The organism is Streptosporangium becharense, from assembly GCF_014204985.1.
Classification (GTDB): Bacteria; Actinomycetota; Actinomycetes; order Streptosporangiales; family Streptosporangiaceae; genus Streptosporangium; species Streptosporangium becharense.
Window position 1 is genome coordinate 3,112,616 of sequence record NZ_JACHMP010000001.1, and the last position, 15,408, is coordinate 3,128,023.

13 protein-coding genes and 1 tRNA gene are annotated in these 15,408 nt (G+C 71.6%); 4 read left to right on the forward strand and 10 right to left on the reverse strand.

Annotated features, from left to right (window positions below):
• Positions 1–71: 71 nt before the first annotated feature.
• From rplK to F4562_RS13325, 4 genes are all read right to left on the reverse strand, one after another.
• A complete protein-coding gene (gene rplK / locus F4562_RS13310) occupies positions 72–503 on the reverse strand; it encodes a 50S ribosomal protein L11 (protein WP_184538207.1) in 432 nt (143 codons plus the stop codon).
• Positions 504–649: 146 nt separating this feature from the next.
• Positions 650–1,435 (reverse strand): transcription termination/antitermination protein NusG, encoded by a 786-nt coding sequence (gene nusG, locus F4562_RS13315; protein ID WP_184538204.1) that lies wholly within the window; start codon positions 1,433–1,435, stop codon positions 650–652.
• A 71-nt stretch (positions 1,436–1,506) separates the two neighbouring features.
• On the reverse strand, positions 1,507–1,755 hold the full coding sequence (gene secE / locus F4562_RS35810) for a preprotein translocase subunit SecE (RefSeq protein WP_184538202.1): 249 nt from the start codon (positions 1,753–1,755) through the stop codon (positions 1,507–1,509).
• A 77-nt stretch (positions 1,756–1,832) separates the two neighbouring features.
• Positions 1,833–1,905: transfer RNA gene (locus F4562_RS13325), tRNA-Trp, on the reverse strand.
• Positions 1,906–2,152: 247 nt separating this feature from the next.
• Here F4562_RS13325 and F4562_RS13330 point away from each other — a divergent pair.
• Positions 2,153–3,358, forward strand: coding sequence for a pyridoxal phosphate-dependent aminotransferase (locus tag F4562_RS13330; RefSeq protein WP_184538200.1), 1,206 nt, complete (start codon positions 2,153–2,155; stop codon positions 3,356–3,358).
• A 56-nt stretch (positions 3,359–3,414) separates the two neighbouring features.
• Here the strand turns inward: F4562_RS13330 and F4562_RS35815 are convergent, their stop codons facing one another.
• Positions 3,415–5,460 carry an ATP-binding protein gene (locus F4562_RS35815; RefSeq protein ID WP_184538198.1) on the reverse strand — a complete coding sequence of 682 codons (2,046 nt, stop codon included), beginning with the start codon at positions 5,458–5,460 and terminating at the stop codon, positions 3,415–3,417.
• Complete coding sequence (locus F4562_RS13340) at positions 5,457–7,388, reverse strand: ATP-binding protein (protein WP_184538196.1); 1,932 nt, start codon at positions 7,386–7,388, stop codon at positions 5,457–5,459. Before F4562_RS13340 ends, F4562_RS35815 begins: the two co-directional genes overlap by 4 nt.
• Before the next feature lie 556 nt (positions 7,389–7,944).
• Between F4562_RS13340 and F4562_RS13345 the strand changes: the two genes are divergently transcribed.
• Positions 7,945–8,964: an adenosine deaminase gene (locus F4562_RS13345; RefSeq protein ID WP_184538195.1), complete on the forward strand. Its 1,020-nt coding sequence runs from the start codon at positions 7,945–7,947 to the stop codon at positions 8,962–8,964.
• A gap of 50 nt (positions 8,965–9,014) precedes the next feature.
• Here the strand turns inward: F4562_RS13345 and F4562_RS13350 are convergent, their stop codons facing one another.
• Entirely contained in the window at positions 9,015–9,794 is a 780-nt protein-coding gene (locus F4562_RS13350; RefSeq protein ID WP_184538193.1) for a hypothetical protein, read from the reverse strand.
• A 360-nt stretch (positions 9,795–10,154) separates the two neighbouring features.
• On the opposite strand from F4562_RS13350, the gene F4562_RS13355 reads away from it, so the two are divergent.
• The gene (locus F4562_RS13355) at positions 10,155–10,886 is read left to right on the forward strand and encodes a class I SAM-dependent methyltransferase (RefSeq protein ID WP_184538191.1); all 732 of its coding nucleotides are present in this window, start codon (positions 10,155–10,157) and stop codon (positions 10,884–10,886) included.
• A gap of 328 nt (positions 10,887–11,214) precedes the next feature.
• Positions 11,215–11,394 (forward strand): hypothetical protein, encoded by a 180-nt coding sequence (locus F4562_RS13360; protein WP_184538189.1) that lies wholly within the window; start codon positions 11,215–11,217, stop codon positions 11,392–11,394.
• A 117-nt stretch (positions 11,395–11,511) separates the two neighbouring features.
• On the opposite strand, the gene F4562_RS13365 is transcribed toward F4562_RS13360, so the two are convergent.
• From F4562_RS13365 to F4562_RS13375, 3 genes are all read right to left on the reverse strand, one after another.
• On the reverse strand, positions 11,512–12,657 hold the full coding sequence (locus F4562_RS13365) for an acetyl-CoA C-acetyltransferase (RefSeq protein WP_184538187.1): 1,146 nt from the start codon (positions 12,655–12,657) through the stop codon (positions 11,512–11,514).
• 217 nt (positions 12,658–12,874) lie between these two features.
• On the reverse strand, positions 12,875–14,401 hold the full coding sequence (locus F4562_RS13370) for a DUF2079 domain-containing protein (RefSeq protein WP_311733817.1): 1,527 nt from the start codon (positions 14,399–14,401) through the stop codon (positions 12,875–12,877).
• A 143-nt stretch (positions 14,402–14,544) separates the two neighbouring features.
• Positions 14,545–15,399 carry a class F sortase gene (locus F4562_RS13375; protein WP_184538185.1) on the reverse strand — a complete coding sequence of 285 codons (855 nt, stop codon included), beginning with the start codon at positions 15,397–15,399 and terminating at the stop codon, positions 14,545–14,547.
• Positions 15,400–15,408: the final 9 nt, after the last annotated feature.

Consider the following 15,408-nt stretch of genomic DNA (forward strand, 5'->3'; position numbering starts at 1 on the left):
CTACGTTCGGTGGCCGTCGGCCTGGACGCCTTCTGGTGCGTCCGGCACCCGGCCGGTCGTACGGGGAACCGCTAGTCGACGATCGTGATGCCCATCGACCGGGCGGTGCCGGCGATGATCTTCTCGGCCGCCTCGATGTCGTTGGCGTTGAGGTCCTGCATCTTGGTCTCGGCGATCTGGCGCAGCTGCTCCCTGGTGAGCTTGCCGACCTTGTCCTTCTGCGGGACGGCCGAGCCCTTGGCCACGCCGGCGGCCTTCTTGATCAGCTGAGGCGCCGGGGGCGTCTTCGTGATGAAGGTGAAGCTGCGGTCCTCGAAGATGGTGATCTCGACGGGGATGATGTCGCCGACCTTGGACTCGGTCGCAGCGTTGTACTGCTTGACGAAGTCCATGATGTTGACGCCGTGCGGACCGAGGGCGGTACCGACCGGCGGGGCGGGCGTGGCCTTGCCAGCGGGAAGCTGGACCTTGACCAGCGCGGCGACTTTCTTCTTGGGAGGCATGATTCTCTCCGGGTCCTTACTCTTCTCAACGATGTTCCGAAACCCCGCGCAGGCGGAGCCCACCGCAGTCGCACCTTGACCGGTGCCGCGATCTCGGAACCATCCCCGCGAGCGCGGGGCAGACTAACGAAGTCTACGCGACCGGCTCAGATCTTCGAGACCTGGTTGAACGAGAGCTCCACCGGGGTCTCACGGCCGAAGATCGACACGAGCACCTTGAGCTTCTGCGACTCGGCGCTGATCTCGCTGACCGTGGCCGGCAGCGTGGCGAACGGGCCGTCCATGACCGTGACGGACTCGCCGACCTCGAAGTCGACCGTCGCGGTGGAGGCCTTGGCCGTCGACTTCTTGACCTCTTCGGTCGGTTCCGGCGCCAGCAGCTTGGCGACCTCGTCGATGCTCAGCGGGCTCGGCTTGTTGGACAGGCCGACGAACCCGGTCACACCGGGTGTGTTGCGGACCGCGGACCAGGACTCGTCGGTGAGCTCCATCCGGACCAGCACGTAACCGGGCAGCACACGCTCCTTGACGAGCTGGCGCTTACCGCTCTTGATCTCGGTCACGTGGTGGGTGGGCACCTCGACCTGGAAGATGTAGTCCTCCATGTTGAGGGACTGCGTGCGGGTCTCGATGTTGGACTTCACGCGGTTCTCGTAGCCGGCGTAGGAGTGGATGACGTACCACTCGCCGTACAGACCGCGCAGCTCGCGCTTGAACTCCTCGACCGGGTCGACGTCGGGAAGGACGTCACCGTCCTCGTCGACGGCGCCGGACGGGGCCTCGGCGGCCTCGATGTCGGCGTCGGTGTCGTCGGCCTCGACGTCGTACTCCGCGGACTCGTCAGACGAATCCTCGGTGACGTCGACGGCCTTCTCCAGCTCGCTCTCGCGCTCTTCGCGGAACTCGCCGGCCGACTGTGAAGACTCGGACACGGTGGCTCTTTCTCTTTTCCGTCGATGGCTGATGGACGTGCCGCGGAACGACCCGCCTGCCGGACGCCGGCTCAGGCGCCGCCGAAGATTCTCAGCACACCCTCGGTGAACAACGCGTCCAGAGCCGACACGATTCCGACCATGATCAGCACGAAGACCAGGACAATGATGGTGTAGGAGATGAGCTCCTTGCGCGTGGGCCAGATGACCTTGCGCAGCTCGGCGACAACCTGCCGGTAGAAGAGCGCGGGAGAAGTGCGCTTTTTCTTCTTCTCGCCGCTCGGCTTGTCTGCGGTTTCGCCGCGCGTGTCGATCGCCACAGTCCTCACCTGAAATCTGTCGAATCCAACGCATATCAGCGGCGCGCTGGACGCCCTGATGCGCGGACCGCTCCTCGCAGGGCACGAGGGACTCGAACCCCCAACCGCCGGTTTTGGAGACCGGTGCGCTACCAATTGCGCTAGTGCCCTAGGACATGAACCACCATACATCCGCCGGAGCGATGTTTGGTCGCGGCTCACGGTCTTGCCCGCCGGATCGCGCTTGCGCCGGGAAGACAGTGCGAGAGTCTACGTGGGAATGACCGTCGCGTCGAACCGAATACGATCGCGCAGGTCAGCGGGTTGTCCGGGGCCGCCGCGCGGTGCGCGGGCCACCGGGCGTCCAGGTGGTGGACGCGGAGCGGAAACCACGGCACGGTTCTGTAACCATGGGGGTATGACCCGTCCTCGCATCTCAGCGCGCATCTCCGCGATCTCCGAGTCCGCCACGCTGGCCGTGGACGCCAAGGCCAAGGCGATGAAGGCGGCGGGCCGCCCGGTCATCGGCTTCGGCGCGGGCGAGCCGGACTTCCCGACTCCCGGCTACATCGTCGAGGCCGCCGTCGAGGCGTGCCGGAATCCCCGGTTCCACAAGTACACGCCGGCGGGCGGCCTTCCCGAGCTGAAGCAGGCCGTCGCCGACAAGACCCTGCGCGACTCCGGTTACCGGGTCGACGCCGCGCAGGTGCTGGTGACCAACGGCGGCAAGCAGGCCGTCTACGAGGCGTTCGCCACCCTGCTCGACCCGGGCGACGAGGTGCTGGTCGTCGCGCCGTACTGGACGACCTACCCGGAGGCGATCAAGCTCGCCGGCGGCGTGCAGGTCGACGTGGTGACCGACGAGACCACCGGCTACCTGGCGAGCGTGGAGCAGCTGGAGGCCGCGCGCACCGAGCGCACGAAGGCCCTGCTGTTCGTCTCGCCGTCCAACCCGACCGGCGCGGTCTACAGCCCCGAGCAGGTCGAGGAGATCGGCCGCTGGGCCGCCGGGCACGACCTGTGGGTCGTCACCGATGAGATCTACGAGCACCTCACCTACGGCGGCGCGACGTTCGCGAGCATCGCCACCGTCGTCCCCGAGCTGGGTGACAAGGTCGTGGTCCTGAACGGCGTCGCCAAGACCTACGCGATGACCGGCTGGCGGGTGGGCTGGCTGATCGGCCCCAAGGACGTCGTCAAGGCCGCGACCAACCTGCAGTCGCACGCCACCTCCAACGTCTCCAACGTGGCCCAGGCCGCCGCCCTGGCCGCGGTGAGCGGCGACCTGTCCGCGGTGGCCGAGATGCGTACGGCGTTCGACCGCCGCCGGCAGACCATGGTCCGCATGCTCAACGAGATCCCCGGCGTGGTCTGCCCCGAGCCGCTGGGCGCCTTCTACGCCTACCCGTCGGTCAAGGAGCTGCTGGGCAAGGACTTCGGCGGGCGGCGTCCGCGGACGTCCGCCGAGTTGGCCGAGCTGGTTCTCGAGGAGGCCGAGGTCGCGGTCGTCCCGGGCGAGGCGTTCGGCACTCCGGGTTACTTCCGCCTCTCCTACGCGCTCGGCGACGACGACCTCGCCGAGGGTGTGAGCCGCCTGGCCAAGTTCCTCGGCGAGACCCGCTAGAGGCGCCGCGCGACGGGCCCGGCCCCCACGGCCGGGCCCACCGCGCGTCCTGCGGGTCAGTCTCGCAGAGCGTAGGCGACGGCCGCCTCGATGTGGGAGGCCGCACCCTCCTCGTAGGACCGGCCGTAGGCGGCCTCGCCGATCAGTTCCGTGGCGCGGGTCGCGGCGGCCTGGCGGGGTTCGCTCATCGTGTCGACGCCCAGTCCGGGCATGCCGAAGGCGATCCAGACCCGCTGGGCGGCGCCCAGGAGCCAGGCCGCACGGCGCCCGTCGCCCGTGAAGGCGGCGATCCGCGCGAGCTGGTCGATGGCCAGGGCACTGCCGACCATGTCGCGCAGCCGCCATTTGACCTCCAGGGCCTCCCTGGCCGCCGCTGCGGCCTCCGTGATCTCTCCGCGGCCGAAGAGCGCCAGGGAGAGGATGTAGCCGCTCAGCGCGCGCTGGGACACCTCCCCACGTGCCTCGCACCGCAGGCGTGTCTCCCGCAGGATCTCCACGGCCTCGTCGAGGTCGCCGCCGAACGTGGCCGCCATGGCCAGGACGATCGGGACGCAGATCGGTTCCGGCGTGTCGGGGGGTGCGGCCTCGCGGAACCTGCCGGCCGCGCGGAGGGCGTAGGCGCGTGCGGCGTCCAGGTCCGCGGTGAGCAGGCGGCTGACGGCGAGGCGGACGTAGGCGTTGGCCTCGGCCTCGGTGTCGCCGTAGTGCCGGGCGCTCTCGACGCCCTCCTCGGCGCGGCTGCGCGCCAGCGCCGTGTCGCCCTGGACGAGCGCGAGATGCGCGGCCACCCACAGCGGCCTGGACCTGGCGGGATGGGGGGCTCCGACGGCGGCCAGGGCACGGTCGGTGTAGTAACGGCCCTCCCTGATGAAGCCCAGGTAGCACCAGAGCGGCCACAACGCCCCGCTCAGCTCCAGGGCGGCGCGATGGTCGCCGCAGGAGAGGCAGCGGTCGAGCGCCGTGCGGATGTTGGGCAGCTCGCGGTGGGCCCAGTAGGCCCATTCGAGCTGGCGGGGGCCGTACCACTCGGCGCCCATCCGCAGGGCGGTGGACAGGTAGTGGTCGCGGTGGCGGCGGATCATCGGCTCGCCCTCGCCCAGCTCGTCGAGCCAGTCGCGGCCGTACTCCCTGATGGTGTCGAGCAGGCGGTACCGGTCGCCGACCCGGGCGACGACGGACTTGGCCACGAGCGAGGCGAGCACGCCCGGCACGTCGGGCAGGCGCTCGTCCTCGCAGACGCCGCGGGCGGAGTCGGCGTCGAAGGCACCGGTGAAGACCGACAGGCGGGCCCAGAGCAGACGCTCGGCGGGGGTGCAGAGCTCGTGGCTCCATCCCGCGGCGGTGCGCAGCGTGTGGTGCCGGACGAGCGGGCCGTCGCCGTCGGCGAGGAGCTTGAAACGGTCGTCGAGCTGGTCGGCGAGCTGGATCGCCGACAGGCCGCGCATGTGACTGGCCGCCAGCTCGATGGCCAGCGGCACCCCGTCGAGCCTGCGGCAGAGCCGGGCGATGGCCATCATGGCCCGCTCGTCGGTGCGGATGCCGGGGGCGACGGCCCGTGCCCGGTCGAGGAACAGGCTCATCGCGTCGTACTCGGCGAGGTCGGCGGCCTCGGGCGGCGGGACCGGGAACGGCTCGACGACCTTGACGACCTCCAGCGGCAGGCCGAGCTCCTGGCGGCTGGTGACGATGATCTGCACGTCGGGTGCACCGGTCAGGATGGAGACCACCAGCTCCGCACAGGGGCCGACCAGGTGCTCGCAGGTGTCGAGGATGAGCAGCAGCCGCTGGTCGGCGAGGAAGGCGGTGAGCGACTCCATGGCGGGGCGTTCGGCCCGCACGTGGAGGCCGAGCATCCCGGCGACGGCGCCGGCGAGCAGGTCGCCGTTCGTCTCCGCCGACAGCTCGACCACCCACACGCCGCCGGGATAGCCGTCACGGGCGTTCTGCGCGGCCCTCAACGCCAGCCGCGTCTTGCCGACGCCCGCGACGCCGTGCAGGGTGAGCAGGCGTGTCCGGGTGAGAAGCTTCGCGATCTCGTCGAGCTCGGCGGTGCGGCCGACGAAGGTGTTCATCTCGACCGGCAGGTTGCCGCACTGTGTCAAGAAAGGGCTCCCTGGAGTGCGTGTTCCACTGCTGCGCGCAGGCCGGTGGAGCTCCCTTCCTCCGCCAGCCTCTCGAACTCCGTCCTGCCCATGCGACCGCGCAACCGCAGCTCGATGACGCGCAGCATGCTCGTGACGATCGGCGAGCGGCTGGGCGGGACCCCGGCGCTCTCCCAGGCCGCGCGGGACGCGCCGAAGAGGGTCGCCGCGAAGGCGTCGTCCGAGCAGGACTCGGCGATGACGACGAACACCTCCAGCGCCTCCATCAGCGAGATGGTGTCGCCGAACAGGCGGGCGCCGCGCAGCGAGCCGCGGGCCGACGCCGCGGCGGAGGCGGTGTTGCCGAGCAGCAGCTCCGCCTGCGCCAGCAGCAGGTCGAGGCGGATGAGGGTCCAGTAGTCGCCGCAGGACTCGCAGAGCTCGCGGCCCTCGCGCAGAACCGAGACCGCCTGGGTGTGGTGTCCGGCGAGCATCATGGCGGTGGCGACGACGGTGTAGGTGGGCAGGAAGCCGGGGAAGACGTTGCCGGTGGAGCGGTGGCGCACCCGCGCGTGCTTGATGAGCCGCAGCGCCTCGCCCACGTCGCCCCTGACGACGGCCAGGTGGGCCTGGAACTGGCTGACGTAGGCCGTGGCGTAGCCGTCCTCGTCCTCGGCGGCGCACTCGGTGAGGATCCGCTCGGCGCGTTCGAGATCGCCGCGCTGGATGGAGACCCAGGCGTGCACCCACAGCGCCTTGACCCGCTCGGGGCTGACGCTGTGGTCGAGGTCGAGGCCGCGCTGGAGGAGGTCGTCGCCGGGGGCCTGCATGCCGCAGCACGCCCACAGGAACCACAGGTTGCCGACGAGGTCGAGGCCCTTGCGGTACTCCTCGGGGCGGGAGTAGCAGTACTCGATGGCGCCGCGCATGTTGCCGCATTCGAGGACGAGCCTGCGGTACCACTCCAGCTGGCGGCCCTGCCAGCTCATCTCGGCGCGTGCCGACAGGGCGAGGTAGTGGTCGCGGTGGCGACGGCGGATCTCGTCGGTCTCGCCGAGCCGGTCGAGCCAGACCAGGCCGAACTCGCGGACGGTGTTCAGCAGGCGGTAGCGGACCCCGCCTTCGCCCTCCTCGCGGGCCAGGACGGACTTGTCGAGCAGGCCGAGCAGCCCGTCGAGGACCTGCCCGGCGCCGAGGGCACCGCCCGCGCAGACCTCCTCGGCGGCTTCGAGGTCGAAGGTGCCGGCGAAGACGGACGCCCTCGCCCACAGCAGGCGCTCGACGGGCGTGCACAGCTCGTGGCTCCAGCCGATGGCCACGCGCATGGAGCTGTGCCGCCGTGGGCCGGCCGCGCGTCGCGGGGCGGCGCCCGCGGCGAGTTCGATGGCCAGGGGCAGGTTGTCGAGGCGCCGGCACAGCTCGGCCGGGTCGGTGTCGCCGGTCTCGCCGCCGCGGGTGAGCGCCGCGAACAACCGGACGGCCTCATCGTCGGGCAGGCCGCCCACCGGGTAGAGGTGCTCTCCCGGCAGGCCCAGCCGCTGCCTGCTGGTGGTCAGCACCCGCAGTTCCTCGACCGAGCGCAGCAGCATGCCGACCAGGATGCCCGCGGCGCCGACGACGCGGTCGCAGGTGTCGAGGATGATCAGGCTGCGGCGTGGGGCGAGCACGTCGATCAGGGACCGGAGCGCGGTCACGCCCGGTCGCGTGCGGGCGCCGGCCGCGCGGGCGAGCATCTCGGTCAGGGAGTCGACGTCGGTGGGGGCGTCGGCCAGCTCGACGACGTGGACGCCGCCGGGGAAGGCCGGTTCGAGCGCGACGGCCAGACGGCGTGCGACGCCGGTCTTGCCGACTCCGGCCGGACCGGTGAGGGTGACGTGACGGACCCTTTCGAGTAGCGCTGAGACGTCGGCGAGCTCTGTCTCCCTGCCGACGAAGACGTCCGCTTTCATGGCAGCCCCGGCGTCGTCCTGACAACGTGTGCCTCTACGGTCGCACGGAGGAGCGGTCGGCTGAAACCCCGTTGCCCAGATTTCCTCAATAGGGCGGGTTATCCGGTGCGGACGGGTGCCACAAAAAGAGGGAACAATCGCCTAATTTGCTCTCGAAATTCGATATATGCCCAAAAGGCGGGAAGTCGCGGCCCCTGCCACGGCACGGCCCCGGCAGACCACCGCCTGCACGCTGGAGGGCCCGGCCGCGAGGTCCGGTCTCTTCCAGGAGGTGGAGTGACCGGTCACGCCGAAACCGTCCTTGCCCGACCACTCACTCCACACCAGGTTCTCCGCGTCGTGCGGCGACGCGCCGCAGACCACCGCAGATCAGGGTCGCGGTGCGCAGCAGCGCCGTACTGCGTGCGGCTGCGTGCGGCCAGGAACTCGTCGAAGGCCGCCTCGTCCTCTGCCGTCATCAGCGAGGTCCCCTTTCGCCCTCCCCGACGCGCGGACGGGGCCGCGGGTCGAGAGCGAAAATCACCGGGCGGTCCCCCGGGTACGGCACCATGTTGAAATGCCACGTCCCCTCAACGAACTGCCCAAGGCCCACCTGCACCTGCACTTCACCGGCTCGATGCGGCACTCGACCCTGGTCGAGCTCGCCCGTGAACAGGGCCTGCACCTGCCCGACGCCCTGGAGGACGACTGGCCGCCCAAGCTCCGGGCGACCGACGAGCGTGGCTGGTTCCGCTTCCAGCGGCTGTACGACATCGCGCGGTCCGTCCTGCGGCGCGAGAGCGACGTCTACCGGCTGCTGCGCGAGGCCGCCGAGGACGAGGCCGCCGAAGGGTCGGGCTGGCTGGAGATCCAGATCGACCCGTCCGGGTACGCGTCGATGTTCGGCGGGCTCACCGCGACCATGGAGCTGATGCTGGACGCGGCGCGCCGGGCGGCCGAGCACGCGGGGACAGGCGTCGCGGTCGTGGTGGCCGCCAACCGCACCCGTCACCCCCTCGACGCCAAGACGCTCGCCCGCCTCGCCGCGCGCCACATGGACCAGGGCGTGGTCGGCTTCGGGCTCTCCAACGACGAGCGCCGCGGGCGGGCCCGCGACTTCGACGGCGCCTTCCGGCTCGCCAAGCGCGCGGGGCTGCTGGCCGTGCCGCACGGCGGGGAACTGCTGGGTGCGGCGAGCGTGGCGGAGTGCGTCGACGTGCTCGGCGCCGACCGCCTGGGACACGGCGTGCGGGCGGCCGAGTCGCCGCGGCTGATGGAACGCCTCGCCGAACGCGGCATCGCGTGCGAGGTCTGCCCGACCTCCAACGTCGGGCTGGGCGTGGCGGGGCGGGCCGAGGACGTACCGCTGCGGCGGCTGTTCGAGGCGGGGGTGCCGATCGCGCTGGGCGCCGACGACCCGTTGCTGTTCGGGTCGCGGCTGCTGCCCCAGTACGAGCTGGCCAGGCGGGTGTACGGGTTCTCCGACGCGGAGCTGGCGGAGCTGGCCAGGCAGTCGGTGCGGGCCTCGGCGGCGCCGGAGGCGGTGCGCAAGAGCATGCTGCAGGGCATCGACGACTGGCTGGCGTCGGACGACTGAGCGGCTCCGGGTGCCCGCGGCCCGGTGCGGAGGCGCTGCGGGCATGACCCTCAGGTGAGGGCGAAGGCGACCGCGGAGCCGAGGTCGTCGTCATGGCCCTCGGCGAAGGCCGCGTCGTACGCCTCGTCGCCGAGCAACCGCCTGGCGGTCCGCTCGGCGACGGCCCTCGGCTCGGACATGCCCTGCGGGCCGGGGCCTTCGAGACCGCGGGCCACCCGCAGCCGTGCCACCGCCCCCTGGAGCCTGGCCGTGCGGTAGCCGTCGCCCTCGACCGCCGCGATCACCGCGAGCTGGTCGAGGACCGGTGCCACACCGGCGACGTCGTGAAGCCGCCACTTGCCGGCCAGCGACTCCCGCGCGGCCTCGGCCGCCTCGGTCACCCGGCCCATGCCGAGCCGGGCGACGGACAGGACGTAGTCGCCGTGAGCGCGTGCCCAGCGCTCGCCGCGGGCGTCGCAGAGCCGCCGCGCCTCCTCCAGCGCGGCGACGGCTCTGGCGAACTCGCCGCGCCAGACGTACGCCATGGCCGCGGTCACCAGCACGAGCGGTTCGTCGGCGGCGCCGACTCCGGTCCGCCGCAGACGGTCGGACGCGAGCCCGGCAGCGGGTCCGCCGAGACCGGCACCGGGTTCGGCGAGACCGGCACCGGGGGCGGGGGCGGGTTCGCCGAGGCCGGGGGCGGGGGTGGGTTCGGCGAGACCGGGGGCGAAACCGGCGGTTCCGGTCACGAGCCTCGGCGACCGGCGCACCTCCCTCTCGCGCCTCTCGTGGCCGATGAGCTTGCTCGTCTTCGCGGGCAGGTTCCCGCGCCACCATGGGGTCCGTTCCATTGGTTCGCGCTCCTTCTCCACTTTTGAGGAATCGCACCGCATCCGGGTCACGAACCGGCCGGGCCCCCGTTCCCCGGTGGGGTTTCCTTCTTCCCCCGGTGCAAATCTCACCGCCGCGCCCGGGGGGAACTTCCCCCGGTTGAGGCGTATGACGGGAATCTTGGTTTTTGCCAGTGGTGTGGGGGACTCGCCGATCGAGGCGGATCCGATGCCGGCCTCCCCGCCGGGCACGGCGATCGAGGCGTGCCCGGCGGCCCGGTCCCGTTCGGGGGCCGCCCCCGGGGAAGCGCCACTAGACTCTGGCTGTCCCTGGCCGTGGCCCTCCCACGGCCCTTCCGCGAGCGAGCTGGACGGAACCGCATGTCTGGGTATGACCGCGTAGTGCAACCGGCGGCCGGTGACGAGGCCCTGGAGAACCACCTGGGTGGTGACGAGGCCAGGAACTACCGGCAGTACGAGCTCGACATGGTCGCCCCGCACGTGGGCCGTTCCATGCTGGAGATCGGCTCCGGTCTGGGACACTTCGCCGAGCAGTTCCTGCCCCGCCTCGACCGGCTGGTGGTCAGCGACTTCGACCCCTACTGCGTGGAGCGGCTCCGCAAGCGTTTCGCCGACCGCACCGACGTCGACGTGCTCCAGTTCGGCCTGCCGACCGAGATCCCGATCGGCGAGAAGGTCGACACGGTCGTGATGATGAACGTCCTGGAGCACATCGAGGAGGACGTCGAGGCCCTGCGGTCACTGGCCAAGGTCACCGTCCCCGGCGGCCGGATCATCATCTGGGTGCCGGGCTACATGGAGCTGTACGGAGACTTCGACCGCAAGGTCGGCCACGTCACCCGCTACACCCCCGCCACGCTGCGCAGGACGGTCTCGCGGGCGGGTCTCGACATCGACCGGCTCACCCCGATCAACTTCCTGGGCGGCATCGCCTGGTGGGTGGCCGTCCGCCGCGGCGGCGTCGGCTACCCGGACCCGCGCCTCGTCAAGATCTACGACCGCACGGTCGTCCCGGCGACCCGTTTCATCGAGCGCTTCGTCCGTCCCCCGTTCGGGCAGACGGTCTTCTGCGTCGCCCGCGTGCCGAAGTGACCGCGGCGGCGGTGCCCGGCAAACGCCGGAGCGCCGTCGCGCACCCTTCGTCCCTCCCGGCCCGCGCGAGACGACACGCGCGGGCCGGTGGATGCTCCTCCGCCCGGCGCGGGAGACCGGCACGGAACGGACCCGCCGGGGAAATTCGCTTGCGCCGTCCGGCGGCGTCTCCGTAAAGTCGTCCGCATGTGGATCAACTCCTGAAAGCCGGCGTCGATCAGCCGTCGCTGATCCGCCCGCACTCAGCCCTCTGGCCCCGTTCGTCCGACGCGGCAGCTGAGTTGTCCGACCGGTTCGTGCCGCGTCGTCATTCTGCGAGGAGTTCCATATGCGAGTCAGTGCCATTCACAAGCGCATCGGCAAGACCGAGACCACCGAACCCGGCAAGACCGGCGCTCCGCTCCCCGAGCGTTCCACGCCTGCGGCTCCCCGGCGCGTGCCCATGCCGCACCTGCCGGTCAGGCCCACCCGGCAGCCGCGCCGGATCCCCGGCAAGGGCGGCCGCTGACGCGGTGGAGCCCCGGTCCCGGTCCGCCGGGACCGGGGCTCCCGGCACCGCCCGGTGCCGTTCCACCCCGGGCGGCCGTCCGTCACCGGCGATCACGCCGTCGCGGGCGGCCGTCCGTCACAGCCGTTCGATGATCGTGACGTTGGCCTGGCCACCGCCCTCGCACATCGTCTGCAGGCCGTACCGGCCGCCGGTGCGCTCCAGCTCGTGCAGGAGCTTGGTCATCAAGATCGCGCCGGTGCCGCCCAGCGGGTGGCCCAGGGCGATGGCGCCGCCGTTGGGGTTGACCCTGGCCGGGTCGGCGCCGATCTCCTTGATCCACGCCAGCGGGACCGGGGCGAACGCCTCGTTGATCTCGGTGACGTCGATGTCGTCGATCGACATGCCGGCCTTCTCCAGTGCCTTGCGCGTCGCCGGGATGGGGGCGGTCAGCATGTAGACCGGGTCGTCGCCGGTGAGCGCCAGGGTGACGATCCGGGCACGCGGCGTCAGGTTGTGCTCGCGGACCGCCTGCTCGGAGGCGATCAGGATCGCGCCGGAGCCGTCGGAGATCTGCGAGGAGGTGGCCGCGGTGATCTGGCCGTCCTCCTTCAGGGTCTTCAGCGTGGCCATCTTCTCCAGGGTGGTGTCCGGACGCGGCCCCTCGTCGTCCTCGACGCCGTTGATCGGGGCGATCTGCTCCCTGAAGTAACCGGCCGCCACGGCTCTGGCGGCCCGCTGGTGGCTCTCGTACGCGAACCGCTCCAGCTCGTCGCGTTTGAAGCCCCACTTCTCGCACATGAGCTCGGCGCCGCGGAACTGGGAGATCTCCTGCTTGCCGTACCGCTCCACCCACTTGGCGCCGAAGGGGAAGGGCATGCCCTTCTCCAGCGCGGCGGTGATGCTCGACCCCATGGGGACGATGCTCATCGACTCCACACCCGCGGCCACCACGAGATCCTGGGTGCCGGAGAGCACACCCTGCGCGGCGAAGTGGATCGACTGCTGGGAGGACCCGCACTGGCGGTCGATGGTCACACCGGGGACGTTCTCCGGCAGACCGGCCGAGAGCCAGGCGTTGCGCGCGATGTCCATGCTCTGCGGGCCGAACTGCATGACGCAGCCCATGATCACGTCTTCCACCGCGGCCGGGTCGACTCCTGTGCGGTCGATGAGCGCTCTGAGGGTGTGCGCGGCCAGATCGGTGGGGTGGACGGTGGACAGGCCGCCCTTCTTCTTGCCGACCGGGGTGCGGACCGCCCCGACGATGTACGCCTCTGCCACAGTGCCTCCTGCGTGTGGAACCGAGCTGCTTCTGGAACCGAGCCGCCATGGAAACCGAGCAATGTTCGGTCAGTAGGAGGTTACAACAGAACCTCCGTCGGCGCCCCCCCGGGAGCGGCCCACCCGGGCGGGCGGGGTCGCGCGCCGCCCGCGGCATCCGCACGATCACGGCCCGCGCGCGGCGCGCCGCAGCCGCCCTACGCCGGTTACGGCCGGTTCAGGGGCGGTGCAGCACGAGGTAGCCGTCGCGCTCGAACACCGTGCGGTAGCCGGAGCGCAGCGCCTCGTCGACCCGTTGCCGTTGCAGGTCGGGGCTGCCGAACGGGTAGGTCCACCGCGCGGTGTCGGCGACGATCCACGGCGCTCCGGGGGCACCGGCGCCCCAGAGCAGCACCGTCGCCCGCCCGCTGAGAGCGGGGCCGAGGTTGTTGGCCGCTTCGACCACCACCCCGTCGGGGACCGTGGCCACCGCCTCGCGGGCCGCCGCGACGTGTGGCTCGCCCTGGTAGAAGACCGGGTCCCACAGCGCGTCGAAGGCGAAGCGGGGGGTGAGCGTGAGGCCGACCACGCAGACGGCGACCGCCCAGTGCAGGCCGAGGTCGCGCCTGCGGCCACGCGTCCGGAAGCGTCGCCCGAGCCGGGCGGCGCCGTCGGCTCCGGCGCAGACGACGACCGCGACCAGGAAGGCGTTGTAGTGGTGGTCGCTCCCCCACCACTGCGGCCGGTCGGCCAGGAACCGTTCCAGCACGAGGGGAAGGGCGGTCACGGTCAGCGGCGAGGCCAGCGCGGTGAACAGCACCGGCCACAGCAGCAGGACCAGGGTGTCCACCTTCACCGCCGGACTGACCAGGTCCCACAGCGCGTCCGCCGGGTCGCGCGCGATCGACAGCGCGACCTCGCCCATGGTCGCCCCCCGGTTGGCGTACGCCCAGTGGAAGCCCGCGGTGCCCGAACCCGCCATCGGCATCAGGACCTCGCGGATCAGCAGCAACGCACCCAGCGAGAACAGGACGAACGCCGCGCCTTCCAGGCGGCGCCTGTTGAGGAAGACGTAGACGCCGAACCCCGCGACCAGCAGGCCCATGTCCTCCTTGACCAACAGCAGAGCCGTTCCGGCCAGGAACGACACACCCAGCCGGCCGGCGTCGAAGCGCTCGATCATGATGGCGCTCAGCAGCGGGACGAACGCCACCTCGTGGAAGTCGAACGCGGCGGCCTGCGCGATCGGCCACGACAGCGCGTAGGCCGCCGCGACCAGGTACGCCCCGGGAGGACCCAGACGACGCTCGGCGTAGCGCCAGATCGGCACGGCGGCCGACGCGAACAGCACGGCCTGGGCGACGATGAGCGTCTGCGGGCCGTCGTGGATCCAGTACAGCGGCGCCAGGACGGCCAGGATGGGTGAGAAGTGGTCGGCGAGCTGGAGGAAGTCCATTCCCGCGCCGTGGAACACGCCGACCGCGGGTGCCGTCGGCGGGCCGAAGCCCGCGTAGCCGCGTACGGCCTGGTCGAAGATGACGAGGTCGAAGACGCTGGCCCGGAAGGTGGCGAACTTGACCAGGCCGAGCAGCGCGTAGGTCGCGGCGGCCACCGCGACCAGCGCCCCCAGCGGCAGCCCGTGTCGCCGGCGCTCGGCGGACCTCCGGGCGGCCGCGGGGACACCGCGGGTCCCGGCGAAGCGGAACACCTTCCGGCCACGCGCGACCCCGGGGGCGTCCGGCGGCACCCCCGGCTCCCGTGACACCTCTGGTGTCTCCGGCCGCTCCGGGGCGGAAGGCCGCTCCGGCTCTCCCGCCACCCCCGATGTCTCCGGCCCCTCATGCCCCTCCCGGGTGCCGGGTTCCTCCGTCGGGTCCGGGGGCCCCGCGTCCCGCGGGAGAGAGGCGCTCATGCTCTGCGGGTGCTCGTCATGGTCGCGTAGACGATGACGTTGTCGGTGTAGTGACCGCTGCCGCGGTCGTAGGTGCCGCCGCAGGTGATCAGGTGGAGCTGCGGGTTGGGCGCCTCGCCGTACACCCGCTGGGTCGGGAAGACGGATTTCTCCGCCTGCTCCAGCCCGCCGACGGTGAAGACGGCGATGACGCCGTCCTTGCGGTGCACCTCGATGACGTCACCGTTGCGGATCTCGTGGAGGCGGCTGAAGACCGCGCTTCCCGACCTGGTGTCCTTGTGCCCGAGCATGATCGAGGGACCGGCCTCCCCGGCGGTGGGGCCGGAACGGTACCAGCCGACCAGGTTGGGGTTGCCGATCGGGGGCACCTCGATCGCCCCCTGCTTGTCGAGGCCGACCGATCTGATGGGGGCATTGACGCCGAGCCGCTCGATCACCAGGCGGACCGGGGTGGAGGGCTGCATGGCCGGGGCCGCCGGGATGCTCGGCTGCGGCGGCGGAACCGTCGGGGGCGCCTGGAAGTACGGGTTGGCCGGGGCCGCCGCCTGGTTGCGGGGCGGCAGGTTGGTGCGCTGGTCGGCCAGGCCGTACTGCTCGGGGGCGGCCAGCATGTAGAGCAGGCCGACCAGCACGGTGACCACTCCGGCGATCCCGGCCAGGATGAGCACCGACCGCATCACCCGGCCGCCGTCCATCTGGCCGGGGCCGGGCCACTCCTCATGCGGCGGGACGTGGTGCTGCGGGTATCCGGGGTGCTGGTAGGGCGGTGGCTGGAGCGGCACCGGCCGGTACCGGGGCATCGGGCGGTGCGGGGGCCGGGGCGGCCAGCCCTCCGGCGGCGGGGTGGTCATCCCTGCGCT